At 71.9% G+C, this 12,500-nt stretch carries 13 protein-coding genes; 1 reads left to right on the top strand and 12 read right to left on the bottom strand.

The genetic code is table 11. From position 1 onward, the window contains the following. Nucleotide 1: 1 nt before the first annotated feature. The 12 genes from KYY02_RS04545 to KYY02_RS04490 all read right to left on the bottom strand — a co-directional run bounded on the left by KYY02_RS04545 (nt 2) and on the right by KYY02_RS04490 (nt 10,953). Nucleotides 2–730, bottom strand: a complete 729-nt coding sequence (locus KYY02_RS04545) for a DUF2470 domain-containing protein (protein ID WP_371236113.1) — start codon at nt 728–730, stop codon at nt 2–4. Nucleotides 731–806: 76 nt separating this feature from the next. Continuing rightward, nucleotides 807–1,079: a hypothetical protein gene (locus tag KYY02_RS04540; protein ID WP_371236112.1), complete on the bottom strand. Its 273-nt coding sequence runs from the start codon at nt 1,077–1,079 to the stop codon at nt 807–809. Nucleotides 1,080–1,426: 347 nt separating this feature from the next. Beyond that, nucleotides 1,427–2,317 (bottom strand): RNA polymerase sigma factor SigJ, encoded by an 891-nt coding sequence (gene sigJ, locus KYY02_RS04535; protein WP_371236279.1) that lies wholly within the window; start codon nt 2,315–2,317, stop codon nt 1,427–1,429. 5 nt (nt 2,318–2,322) lie between these two features. Beyond that, on the bottom strand, nt 2,323–3,066 hold the full coding sequence (locus tag KYY02_RS04530; protein WP_371236111.1) for a PIG-L deacetylase family protein: 744 nt from the start codon (nt 3,064–3,066) through the stop codon (nt 2,323–2,325). A 46-nt stretch (nt 3,067–3,112) separates the two neighbouring features. Then, on the bottom strand, nt 3,113–4,414 hold the full coding sequence (locus tag KYY02_RS04525) for an alpha/beta fold hydrolase (RefSeq protein ID WP_371236110.1): 1,302 nt from the start codon (nt 4,412–4,414) through the stop codon (nt 3,113–3,115). 101 nt (nt 4,415–4,515) lie between these two features. Further along, nucleotides 4,516–5,541, bottom strand: a complete 1,026-nt coding sequence (locus tag KYY02_RS04520) for a LacI family DNA-binding transcriptional regulator (protein ID WP_371236109.1) — start codon at nt 5,539–5,541, stop codon at nt 4,516–4,518. A 42-nt stretch (nt 5,542–5,583) separates the two neighbouring features. Further along, entirely contained in the window at nt 5,584–5,733 is a 150-nt protein-coding gene (locus KYY02_RS04515; RefSeq protein WP_371236108.1) for a hypothetical protein, read from the bottom strand. 168 nt (nt 5,734–5,901) lie between these two features. Continuing rightward, the gene (locus KYY02_RS04510; protein ID WP_159537448.1) at nt 5,902–6,222 is read right to left on the bottom strand and encodes an L-rhamnose mutarotase; all 321 of its coding nucleotides are present in this window, start codon (nt 6,220–6,222) and stop codon (nt 5,902–5,904) included. A gap of 41 nt (nt 6,223–6,263) precedes the next feature. Next, complete coding sequence (gene rhaS, locus KYY02_RS04505) at nt 6,264–7,346, bottom strand: rhamnose ABC transporter substrate-binding protein (protein WP_371236107.1); 1,083 nt, start codon at nt 7,344–7,346, stop codon at nt 6,264–6,266. A gap of 28 nt (nt 7,347–7,374) precedes the next feature. Further along, the gene (locus KYY02_RS04500) at nt 7,375–8,406 is read right to left on the bottom strand and encodes an ABC transporter permease (protein WP_371236106.1); all 1,032 of its coding nucleotides are present in this window, start codon (nt 8,404–8,406) and stop codon (nt 7,375–7,377) included. Continuing rightward, nucleotides 8,399–9,439 (bottom strand): ABC transporter permease, encoded by a 1,041-nt coding sequence (locus KYY02_RS04495; RefSeq protein ID WP_371236105.1) that lies wholly within the window; start codon nt 9,437–9,439, stop codon nt 8,399–8,401. Before KYY02_RS04495 ends, KYY02_RS04500 begins: the two co-directional genes overlap by 8 nt. After that, complete coding sequence (locus KYY02_RS04490; protein ID WP_371236104.1) at nt 9,436–10,953, bottom strand: sugar ABC transporter ATP-binding protein; 1,518 nt, start codon at nt 10,951–10,953, stop codon at nt 9,436–9,438. Before KYY02_RS04490 ends, KYY02_RS04495 begins: the two co-directional genes overlap by 4 nt. 262 nt (nt 10,954–11,215) lie before the next feature. On the opposite strand from KYY02_RS04490, the gene rhaI reads away from it, so the two are divergent. Continuing rightward, a complete protein-coding gene (gene rhaI / locus KYY02_RS04485; protein ID WP_371236103.1) occupies nt 11,216–12,376 on the top strand; it encodes an L-rhamnose isomerase in 1,161 nt (386 codons plus the stop codon). Nucleotides 12,377–12,500: the final 124 nt, after the last annotated feature.

Genomic DNA, 12,500 nt, shown 5'->3' with positions numbered 1-12,500 from the left:
GTCATCCGTCGCCGTCCGTGCGCTGCCGCTGCAGCGCACGGGGGCAGGAGGCGGCGCTCGCCTGGGCGAGCAGCACGTGCATGCGCTCGGTGAGCTGGGAGACGTCGTCGGCGGGCGCGTGGAACGGCAGGCGTACGTCACCGCTCGTGCGGAGGCGTTCGATGCGCAGGGTCAGTCCGTGCCGGTCGACGGCGAGCGGCTGGACGCGGACCGCCCCGTGCAGGCTGCCGTGGTCGACCAGTCGGGTCAGCCGTTCGACCGCGTCGGCGTGGCAGTCGGCGAGGTGGGTCAGCAGCCGGGCCTCGGCGGCGGCCAGCGGGTCGGGGGCGGCGGCGCCGAACTCGTCGACGTCGACGACCAGGGCGCCGGACGGCTGCCGGAGCACCACGCGCGTGGGCTGGAGGACGAGGTGTCCGTCCCGCGCGGCGAACCAGCCGGCCAGCCACAGCCGGGCACGGATGCGATCGCGCACGGGGACGGGTGCCACGTCGGCGAACTCCAGTACGGCGGACGGCTCGCCGCGGGGCGCGCAGATCGCGGCGGCGATCAGGGCGCTGTCCTCGGGCACGTGCAGCAGCACCCGTCCGTCGTCGGTCACGCCGTGCGCGCCGACGAGCTCCTCCCGGGCGCCCTCCGCGGTCACCGCGCAGGACCATGCGGCGGCGAGCACCGAGCGGGCCCGCTCCGCCGCACCGGGCGCGGCCGTCCAGCCGTGCGTGTCGTCAGCCATCCCCGAACCTCCTCTTAGGTAAGCCTTGCCTAACCTATCGAAGATCGGGGTGTGCGCCAACCGGGCGACGTGATCCTCACCAGGACCTCCGGGACGTGAGGACGCCCAGCAGGGCGCGTGCGCACAGGTCGCGCATCTGCTCGCGGACCGGTTCCGAGCCGCGCGGCCACTCCAGGCGGCCCCCCGCGGTGAAGGCCGGCCCGCCGCGCACGGTGAGCCGGGTGTCCGGCCACGCATCGAGGACGGGGCCGGACTCGGAATCCTCCACGAGCGCGGCCAGGACCCGCCGCTCCTGCGCGGCCGGCGCCCGCCGGTGGACCCGGCGCTCCTGCAAGGCACCGTTGCGCACGAGCAAGGACCTCGCAGACGCGCATCACCCCGGACCCGCCCCCTACCGCAATCACAGGGTCACAGCCGGCACGGCCAACCTGTCGGACCCCACTGACAACGGCGCGGATCCATGGAGGAAACCGGGTTCGGAGCAGCTCACGCCGGAGGGTCTGCGACTGCGCCCGGAGCGTCGGCCCACGGCGCGAGTCCAGGCGGAGCCCGGGTCCTGTCGGGGTGAGGCGCGCAGCCCGGCGCGTGCGGGGTGCCTGCCCGAAAGCGATGCCCCCGGCCCACCCGTGCCGCCCTGGGGCACTTCCCGGCCCTTGAGGCGCTGAGGGAGGCACGACTGCCCTCGGATCGCGGAGGTCAGTTCCTCGGTGCCTCCAAGCGCTGAAGGCGGTCGGGGTCGGACAGGATGTACATGCCGGTGATCCGGCCGTCGGCGACGGTGACCGACATGACCGAGTGGACGCGGCCGTCCACCACGCTGAGCAGACCCAGCGCGTCGTTGACCAGGACCGTCCGGGCCATCGCGGTGTACCGCGCGAACATGAGCGCCGACTCGGCCACCGTCCTCGCGCCGCGGAGGGTCCTCGACCCGGCCACGCCGCGGACCAGTGCGCCCGCGTCCGCCCGCAGCACCACGTCCGGGTGGAGGACGGCGACCAGAGCCTCGAAGTCACCGCCGCGCGCGGCGGCCATGAACGCTTCGAGCACCCGCTTCTGCCGGCCGAGGTCGGGCTCGGAGGAGGGGGTCGCCTCCCGTACCCGGCGACGGGCCCGGCTGGCGAGCTGGCGGGTCGTGGCCGGGCTGCGCTCCACGACCGGGGCGATGTCGTCGAACGGCACGGCGAACATGTCGTGCAGGACGAACGCCAGTCGCTCGTCGGGCTCCAGCGTCTCCAGCACCACCAGCATCGCCACGCCCACCGAGTCGGTGTGCAGCGCCTCCTGTTCCGGGTCCGCCTGGGAGAGAGGCCCGATCACCGGGTCCGGGACGAACGTCTCGTCCATCGGCTGCTCGCGGCGCGCGGCGCGTGAACGCAGCAGGTCCAGACAGATCCGGCCGGTCACGGTGGTCAGCCAGCCGCCGAGGTTGCCGATGTCCCCGGTGCCGGTGCGGCCCAGCCTCAGCCAGGCCTCCTGGACGGCGTCCTCCGCCTCGGTCAGCGAGCCGAGCATGCGGTAGGCGACCGCCTTGAGATGCCCGCGGTGCTCCTCGAAGCGCTCCGCCAGCAGTTCCTCGTCGCCGACCACGCGGCTCACCGGGGGAACAGCTCGAAGGAGACCGCCGGCCGGCCGCCGAACCGCTTGCCCGCCTCCTCGGCGTTCCCCGTCAGGAACCCGCGCGCGTACTCCTCCGGGTCCTCGTCGGTCAACGCCTCGATGTAGGTCCGGTGTTCGAGCAGCGAGGCGACCGCACGCTCCAGCCCGGCCGACGCGTCCACGGCGTGCGTGGGGGTGCTGGAACCCGCGACCGCCACCCAGCGGACGCCGTCCCAGGGTTCCAGGCCCCGCTCGGTCAGTTCCGGGAAGATCCACCGGTTGCCGGCGTCACCGGCCGCGTCGAGCGTGGCCCGCCCGACGGCCAGGTGGTCCGGGGTGTTCCAGTAGGTGCCGCCCCAGGTGTCCCGGTGGTTCAGGGTGATCACCAGCTCGGGCCGGTACCGGCGGATCTCGGCGGCGATGTCCCGGCGCAGCACGGGGCCGTACTCGACGACCCCGTCCGGGTGGTCGAGGAAGCGGACCTCCGACACGCCGACCACGGCCGCGCTCGCCCGCTGCTCCCGCTCCCTGAGCGGGCCGCACTTCGCCGGCTCCAGGGTGTCGATGCCCGCCTCGCCGCGGGTCGCCAGGACGTAGGAGACCTCACGGCCGGCGTCGGTCCAGGAGGCGATCGCCGCCGCGCAGCCGTACTCGAGGTCGTCCGGGTGGGCCACCACGGCCAGGGCACGCTGCCAGTCGTCGGGTAAGGGCGGGAGTTGACTGATCGTCGGCTCGGTCATGACCGCAGACTAACCCGCCGCACCGGCATCCCGCCCGGTTCCCGGCTCACACCTCGTCGCGCGCCAGGGCGAGCAGCCGGTCCAGGACGCGGGGGCCGCCGGCCCGGACTCCGTCGTGCTCGAACTCGTCGGTGACCCAGGTGCGCAGGCCGCGGATCGCGCGGGCCGTGCGCAGGGAGTGGGCGGTGTCGACGTACATGTCGTCGTGGTAGACGGCCGCCGCGACCGGGACCTCGTTGGCGGCGAGGCGCGCCGGGTCGTACAGGGGTGTCCAGTCGGTGCGCGCGGCGAGCAGTTCGGCGGTCTCGCGCAGCGGGCGCAGCGCGGGGTCGCAGTCGAACATCCAGGGGTGGATGGTCTCTCCGGTGAACAGCAGCGGCTCGTCGCCGGCGAGCGTCTTGGCCGCGTCGAACCGCGGGAACTCGGCCCGCACGCGTTCGGCGGACCAGGCGGTGGGCCGGGCGTCCTGGCCGTAGATCGCCTCGTGGACGAGCGCGTACAGCGGATGGCCGGCGAACGACAGCAGGCCCTGCGCCTGCTCCTGGAAGGCGTCGGAGAGCGCGGGCCCACCCGGGGTGCGGACGAACGCGTCCTCCAGGATGTGGTGCAGCCGGTGGCTGCCGTCGCCGCCGCCGAGCATCCGGCCGAGGGACTGGAACGCCTCGACGGTGAACCGGTAGCCGTTCGGGAGGACGACCTCGTGGGTCAGGAGGTGGTCGGCGATACGGCGTGCGCGTTCGACGTCCTGCGGGTAACGGGCGTAGTGCGCGGCGACCTTGCGTTCGACGCGCGGGTAGGCGGCCCGGTAGACGTCGTCGGCGTGCGCGTCGAGCGAGGGCAGGCCGCCGGTGACGAGCGCGGTGTCCAGGCCCTCGGGCGCCAGGGACAGGTAGGTGACGGTGCAGAAGCCGCCGAAGCTCTGGCCGAGCACGGTCCAGGGGGCGCCGCCGGTCACCTCGGGACGGACGGCCTCGCAGTCCCGCACGATCGAGTCACCGCGGAAGCGGGTGAGGTAGTCGGCCTGTTCGGCGGGGCCGCCGCGCAGCGGGAGCGTCTGCCGGTTGGCGGGGGTGGAGTGGCCGGTGCCGCGCTGGTCGAGGAGGAGGACGCGGTACTCCTCGAGGGCGCGGCCGAGCCAGGCGGGCTTCCCCACGAAACGGTTCGCCCCGAAACCGGGGCCGCCCTGGAGGTAGAGCAGCCAGGGCAGGTCCTGGCCGGCCTTGTCGCCGGCGACGACCTCACGCGCGTACAGCTCGATCGTCTCCCCCGAGGGGTCGTCGTGGTCGAGGGGCACGGTGAACCGGCGGTCGGTGAGGACCACTCCGGGCTGGCGGTAACTGACGGACAACGGGGCTCCAGGGACGAAAGGATTGTCGGGCCGTGACCCAGTTCAGCACATGTTCGTCCGGCCAACGAGCCCGGGATCACGGAATTCCTGCCGACCGTCCGTCAACGGGCCGCCAGGCTGGAGCGCCGGACCACCAGTTCCGGGCGCAGGACGACCCGGCGGTGCTCGTGCGGTGCGGCGGCGCCACCGCTCCCGGTCTCCTCCAGCAGCAGCTCGGCCGCCAGGGCGCCCATGGTGACCGCGGGCTGCCGCACCGAGGTGAGCGGCACGGCCGCCGCGGCGGCGAACTCGATGTCGTCGTAGCCGACGATCGCGAGGTCGTCGGGGACGCCGACGCCGGCCGCGTACATCGCCTGGAGCACGCCGAGGGCGAGCAGGTCGTTGGCGCAGAAGACGGCGGTGGGCCGGTCGGCGAGTCCGAGGAGGCGGGCGCCCGCGTCGCGCCCGGCGGCGACGTCGAGCCGCTCGGTGGGCAGTTCGCGCAGACGGTCGGGGCCCAGTCCGGCCTCGGCGAGGGCGTTCAGGGCGCCGGTGCGGCGGTCCCGGACCTGGTTCAGCCCGGGCGGGCCGCAGACGTACGCGATGGAACGGTGCCCGGCGTCGACGAGGTGCCGCACGGCCAGTGCGCCACCCGCCACGTCGTCCACGGAGACCGAGCACTCGGTGGTTCCCTCGGCGACCCGGTCGACCAGCACGAAGGGGATGCCGTGCCGGCGGAACGCCTCGATGTTGCGGCCGGTGGCGTCCGCCGGGGTGAGCAGCACGCCCCGCACCCGCTGCTCGGCGAAGAGGGAGAGGTACTCCGCCTCCTCACCCGGGTCCTGGGCGCTGTTGCAGACCATCACGCCGAGCCCGGCCTCGCGCGCGGCGCGTTCGGCACCGCGCGCGACGTCGACGAAGAAGGGGTTGCCCATGTCGAGGACGAGCAGGCCCATGATGCGGCTGCGGCCGGCCCGCAGCTGACGGGCGGACTCGCTGCGGACGTAGCCGAGCCGGTCTATGGCGGACAGCACCCGCGCCCGGGTCTCGGCGGCGACCGTGTCCGGGCGGTTGATCACGTTGGAGACCGTGCCGACGGACACTCCGGCGACGCGGGCGACGTCCTTGATACCCACCGACTGGGCCATCGGGCAGGGACCTCCAGGGAGAGGGGGCGGCGCGGCGGGCCATCACACTACCGGCAGCACCGCCCCTGAGCGGTCACGGACGGGCGGCCTGACGTCGGCCACGCACAGGGGCGAGGGTGTCGTACCGGTGGACTTCTCCCGGTACATGACCGGCAGCACCCCGTCCCGGGCGGCGCGGGTCTCGTCGATCACCGCCTCGCCGAAGGCGTTCGGTCCGGCGCCGTCGTACAGCGGCTTCCGGTCGGTGTGTCGGGGGCCGCGGAGGCGGCGGCGATACGGCCGCGGGGAGGGCGGGGGCCGCCGCGGTGCCGAGGAGTGCGCCGGCCAGAGGAGTGCGTCGTCCCATCGCGGGCTCCGTCGTCAGGCGAGGTGGAAGACCTCGGTCAGTGGTTTCATCGCCTCGTCCGGCCGGGAGCCGTCGAGGGACTCGAAGAAGGGGGACATCTCGGCCTGCCAGCGGCCGTTGACCTCGGTGGCCTCCATGCCGGCCCTGGCCGCCTCGAAGTCCTCGGTCTCCAGGTAGCCGACGAGGAGACCGTCGTCACGCAGGAAGAGGGAGTAGTTGTGCCAGCCGGTGGCCGAGAGCGCCTCGCGCATCTCGGGCCACACGGCGGCGTGGCGTTCGCGGTACTCGGCGATCCGGTCCTGTCGGACCTTGAGCAGGAAACAGACGCGTTGCATGAAGTACCGCTCCTCCAGGGACGGTCGGGACCAGAACGGGATCAGAAGTCGAACTGGTCGATGTTCTCGGCGTTGAAGACGGTGGGCTTGCCGAGGTTGATCACACCGTCCTTGCCGATGGTGTACTCGCCCAGCGCGCCGGCCTCGAAGGTCTCGCCCTCCTTGCCGGTGATCTGGCCGGAGGCCAGGGCGACGGCGGTGCGGGCGGCCAGCTCGCCGAGCTTGGCCGGGTCCCAGAGCTCGAACGCCTCGACGGTGCCGTTCTTGACGTACTTGCGCATGTCGTTGGGGGTGCCGAGGCCGGTCAGCTTGACCTTGCCCTTGTACTTGGAGCCGGACAGGTACTGGGCGGCGGCCTTGATGCCCACGGTGGTCGGGGAGATGATCCCCTTCAGGTTCGGGTGCTCCTGGAGCAGGCCCTGGGTCTGCTGGAAGGACTGCTGGGCGTCGTCGTTGCCGTAGGCGACCTCGACCAGCTTGATGTCCTTGTACTTGGGGTCCTCGAGCTCGTCCTTCATGAACTCGATCCAGGCGTTCTGGTTCGTCGCGGTCTGCGCGGCGGACAGGATCGCGATCTCGCCCTTGTAGTCGATCTGCTCGGCGAGCAGCTGCACCTCGGTGCGGCCCAGGTCCTCGCCGCTGGCCTGCGAGATGAAGGCGTGGCGGCAGTCGGCGGTGGTGTCCGAGTCGTAGGTGACGACCTTGATGCCGTTCCTCATCGCCTGCTTGAGCGCGGTGCACAGGGCGCCGGGGTCCTGTGCGGAGACGGCCATGGCGTCGACCTGCTGCTGGGTCAGGGTGTTGACGTAGGAGACCTGGCCGGCGGTGTCGGTGGCGCTGGAGGGGCCGACCTCCTTGTAGGTGGAGCCCAGTTCCCTGACGGCCTTCTCGCCGCCCTTGTCGGCGGTGGTGAAGTAGGGGTTGTTGACCTGCTTGGGCAGGAAGCCGACGGTCAGGCCCTTCTTGGTGGCCGCGTCGGGGTCGGCCTTGCCGGCCGAGACCGCCGAGCCGCCCTCGTTCCTCACGTCCTCCTTGGTGGTGCCGCCGCAGGCGGTGGCGGCCAGGGAGAGCGAGGTGACGGCGACGAGGGCCGCCCAGGTGCGGCGGATGGATGCCTTGCGCATGGTGGGTTCCTTGGAGGGCGAGAAGGGTTCAGGGGGTGGGAGCGGGGGCCTTGGCGGCCGGTGGTGACGCGGCTGCCCGGCGTCCGGCCCTCGCGACGGCGATCAGCCGGGCGACACGCGGTCCGAGCACGGAGAGCACCAGCAGCACGCCCGTGACCACGATCTGCGACTGCGCGGAGACGTCCTGGAGGCTCATCACGTTCTGCAGCGCGCCGAGCAGGAACACACCGGCGATCGCGCCGCCCAGGGTGCCCTTGCCGCCGTCGAAGTCGATGCCGCCGAGCAGTACGGCCGCCACGACGGAGAGTTCGAGGCCGGTGGCGTTGTCGTAACGGGCGCTGGCGTAGTGCAACGCCCAGAAGACGCCGGTGAGGGCGGCCATCAGACCGGTCAGGGTGAACAGGACCAGCTTCTGCCGCTTGACGCGGATGCCGGCGAAGCGGGCCGCCTCCTCGCTCGCGCCGATCGCGAACAGCGACCGGCCGAACGGGGTGGCGTGCAGGGCGACGACGGCGACGGCGAGCAGCACCAGGAAGGGCGGCAGGGCGTACGGGACGAACGTGTCGCCGATGCGTCCGGCGGCGAAGTCCAGGTACGGGGCGGGGAAGTCGGTCACCGCGTCGGAGCCGAGCACGATCTGCGCGATGCCCCGGTAGGCGGCCAGCGTGCCGATGGTGACGGCGAGGGACGGCAGCCCGAGGCGGGTCACCAGCAGGCCGTTGACCAGGCCGCAGACGACGCCGATAACGAGGCAGATCGGGATGATCGTCTCGATGGCCATGCCCTGGTTCCACAGGGCGCCCATCACCGCGCCGGACAGACCGGCCGTGGAGGCCACGGACAGGTCGATCTCGCCGGAGACCACGAGCAGGGTCATGGGCAGGGCGATGAGCGCGAGCGGCAGGGTGTTGCCGATGAGGAACGACAGGTTGAGCGCGTTGCCGAAGCCGTCGACGGTGGTGAAGGACAGCAGCAGGACCACGACGAGCAGGGCGCCGACGGCCGTGTCCCACCTCAACGAGGCGGACCGGCGGCTCGCACGCGTCAGGGACTCAGGCATGGCGGGCGTTCCTCTTCTTCAGGGCGGAGGCCACGCGCAGCGCGACGAGCCGGTCGACCGCGATGGCGAGGACGAGCAGGATGCCGTTGATGGCGAGCACCCACACGGAGCTGACGCCGAGGGCGGGCAGCACACTGTTGACGGAGGTCAGCAGCAGCGCGCCGAGCGCCGCGCCGTAGACGCTGCCGGAGCCGCCGGTGAAGATCACGCCGCCGACCACGACCGCGCTGACGACGGTGAGTTCGTAGCCGCTTCCGGTGCCGGAGTCGACGTTGCCGAACCGGGCCAGGTACATGGCGCCCGCGAGGCCGGCGAGGGCGCCGCAGAAGGTGTACACGGCGAGGATCCGCTTGCGGACGGGGATGCCGGCGAGCCGGGCGGCCTCCGGGTTGGAGCCGAGCGCGTACAGTTCGCGTCCGCCGCCGAAGTGCTTGAGGTAGTACGCCGTCGCCACGAGCACCGCGAGCGCGATGAGCGCCAGGTACGGCACCGCCGAGACGCCGCCGGAGCCGAAGTCGACGAACCCGCCGGGAAGATCGGCGGCGGTGATCTGGCGGGAGCCGACCCAGATGGAGTCGATGCCGCGGATGATGTACATCGTGCCGAGGGTGACGACGAGCGCGGGGACCTGACCGAGGCTGACGAGCAGGCCGTTGAGCAGTCCGAAGCCGATGCCGAGCAGGACGGCGAGCGCGACGGCGACGACCGGGTGCCCGCCGTCCTGGAGGTGGAGACCGGCGGCGAAGGCGCTGATGCCGAGGGTGGAGCCGACGGACAGGTCGACGTTGCGGGTGATGACGACCAGGGACTGGCCGGTGGCGACCAGGACCAGGATGGTCGCGTTCAGCAGCAGGTCCTTGATGCCCTGTTCGGACAGGAACTCGCTGTTGCCGGCCTGGGTGACGGCGATCATCACCAGGAGGACGACGAGGATGGCGAGTTCGCGCATCTTGAAGACGCGGTCCACCAGCCGGGTGGCGCCGGCCTTCGGCGCCCCGGCGACGGGGGCTTCTTCGGGAGCGGCGACCGTCATGCGGCGGCCCTCCCCGTGGCTGCGGCCATCACGTTCTCCTCGGTGGCGTCGGTGCGGGGGATCTCGGCGGTGAGCCGGCCCTCGTGCATCACCAGCACGCGGTCGGCCATGCCGAGGATCTCGGGCAGGTCGGAGGAGATCATCAGGACGGCGACACCGTCGGCGGCGAGCTGGGACAGCAGCCGGTGCACCTCGGCCTTGGTGCCGACGTCGATGCCGCGGGTGGGCTCGTCGACGATCAGCACCTTCGGCCCGGTGGCGAGCCACTTGGCGAGGACGACCTTCTGCTGGTTGCCGCCGGACAGGGTGTTCACCGTGTCGGCGATCCTGGCGTACTTGACCTGGAGCTTGACGGCCCAGTCGAGGGAGCGGCTGCGTTCGGCGCCGCGGTCCATCAGGCCGGCCTTCACGGTCGTGCGGAGTCCGGTGAGGCCGATGTTCCGCTCGATGGACATGTCCATCACCAGGCCTTGGGCGCGACGGTCCTCGGGTACCAGGGCGAGGCCCGCGGCCATGGCGGTGGACGGGGCGCCGCTGGTGAGCCTGCGCCCGTCGACCTCCACCTCGCCGGCGTCCCAGCGGTCGACGCCGAACACGGCGCGGGCGACCTCGGTGCGCCCGGCGCCGACGAGTCCGGCCAGGCCGACGATCTCACCGCGCCGCACGTCGAAGGAGACGTCGGTGAAGACGCCCTCACGGGTCAGCCGGCGCACGCTCAGGGCGATCTCGCCCGGCGCCACCTCCTGCTTGGGGTAGAGCTCCTCGATGTCGCGGCCGACCATGCGGCGGACCAGGTCGTCCTCGGTCATGCCCGCCAGCGGCTCGCTGCAGACCCAGGCGCCGTCGCGCAGCGTGGTGACCCGCCGGCAGATCTCGAAGATCTCCTCCAGCCGGTGGGAGATGAACAGCACCGCGGCGCCCTGTTCGCGCAGGGTGCGCACGACGCCGAAGAGACGGGCGACCTCGCTGCCGGTGAGGGCGGCGGTGGGCTCGTCCATGATCAGGACGCGGGCGTCGAAGGAGAGCGCCTTGGCGATCTCGACGATCTGCTGGTCGGCGATGGACAGACCGCGGGCCGGGCGGTCCGGGTCGAGCTCGACTCCGAGCCGCTTCATCAGGGCGGCGGTCGCGTCGTGGGTGGCCCGGTGGTCGATCCGGCCGAGCGCCCGCCGGGGCTGTCGGCCCATGAAGATGTTCTCGGCGATCGACAGGTCGGGGAAGAGCGTGGGCTCCTGGTAGATCACGGCGATGCCGGCGTCGCGGGCGTCACCGGGGCCGTGGAAGACGACGGGGGCGCCGTCGAGCAGCACCTGGCCGGCGTCCGGGCGGTGCACCCCGGCGAGCGTCTTGATGAGTGTCGACTTGCCGGCTCCATTCTCGCCGGCGAGGGCGTGCACCTCCCCGGGGAACAGCTCCAGGGAGACGTCCCGCAGGGCGCGGACCGCGCCGAAGGACTTGGAGATGCCCTTCAGCGCGAGGACCGGGGCCGGACCCGTGTCGGACGGGTGGGTCATAAGGGCTCCTCGACGACGTCGGCGGGAAAGCCCTCGCGACATCGTGAAAGGTTTCAACTGGGTTGCCGGGACGTTAGGCGCGAGACGCATGTCACGTCAATGGGTCCTGATCGAAAAACTTTCGACACCTTCAGGTCTCGGCCTGGTCACGGAGGACGGTCTTCGCCACAGGGGTTGACACCCCTTCCGGAGACCCATAGCTTCCCGTTCTGAATCGTTTCATTCAGTGGTCGTTACGACCCGATGTCACAGGAGCCCTGTCGTGACCGAGCTCGCCGCGGTGAAAGCCGCTCTCAAGACACAGGCCGTGGAGACGCCGTCCTGGGCGTACGGGAACTCGGGGACCCGGTTCAAGGTGTTCGCGCAGCAGGGCGTCCCCCGCACCCCGCAGGAGAAGCTGGACGACGCCGCCCAGGTGCACGCGTTCACGGGTGTCGCACCGACCGTGGCACTGCACATCCCGTGGGACAAGGTCGAGGACTACGCGGCGCTGGCCGGGCACGCCGAGGACCGCGGGGTGAAGCTCGGGGCGATCAACTCCAACACCTTCCAGGACGACGACTACAAGCTCGGCAGCATCTGCGCCCCGGACCCGGCGGTGCGCAGGAAGGCCGTCGACCACCTGCTGGAGTGCGTCGACATCATGGACGCGACCGGCTCCAAGGACCTGAAGCTGTGGTTCGCCGACGGGACGAACTACCCCGGCCAGGACGACATCCGGGCGCGGCAGGACCGGCTCGCCGAAGGGCTCGCCGAGGTGTACGAGCGGCTCGGTGACGACCAGCGGATGCTGCTGGAGTACAAGTTCTTCGAGCCGGCGTTCTACACGACGGACGTGCCGGACTGGGGCACCGCCTACGCGCACTGCCTCAAGCTCGGCCCGAAGGCACAGGTCGTCGTCGACACCGGCCACCACGCTCCGGGCACCAACATCGAGTTCATCGTGGCGACGCTGCTGCGGGAGGACAAGCTCGGCGCGTTCGACTTCAACTCGCGGTTCTACGCCGACGACGACCTGATGGTCGGCGCCGCCGACCCGTTCCAGCTGTTCCGGATCATGTACGAGGTGATCCGCGGGGGCGGGTTCACTTCCGACGTGGCGTTCATGCTCGACCAGTGCCACAACGTCGAGGCGAAGATCCCGGCGATCATCCGTTCCGTCATGAACGTCCAGGAGGCCACGGCCAAGGCGCTGCTGGTCGACCGGGCGGCGCTGGGCGAGGCGCAGGCCTCGGGGGACGTGCTCGAGGCGAACGCCGTGCTGATGGACGCGTACAACACGGACGTGCGTCCGCTGCTGCGCGAGGTGCGGGAGGAGATGGGACTGGACCCCGACCCCGTCTCCGCCTACCGGCGGTCCGGATGGGCCGAGAGGATCGTGGCCGAGCGGGTCGGCGGGGAGCAGGCCGGCTGGGGCGCGTGAGCGTCTGCCGGGCTCCGTCCGTCGCGGGCTGCCGGCTGTTCGCGGCCGACCGCGCCCACCCGGCGGAGCCGCACACCGATACCGCCCCGCGCCCTCGGGGACACGCACTCACCCTCTTTCACGT

This window comes from Streptomyces pimonensis, from assembly GCF_041380215.1.
In the GTDB taxonomy this organism is placed as follows: Bacteria; Actinomycetota; Actinomycetes; order Streptomycetales; family Streptomycetaceae; genus Streptomyces; species Streptomyces pimonensis.
This window is presented reverse-complemented; position numbering and strand designations above follow the sequence as displayed.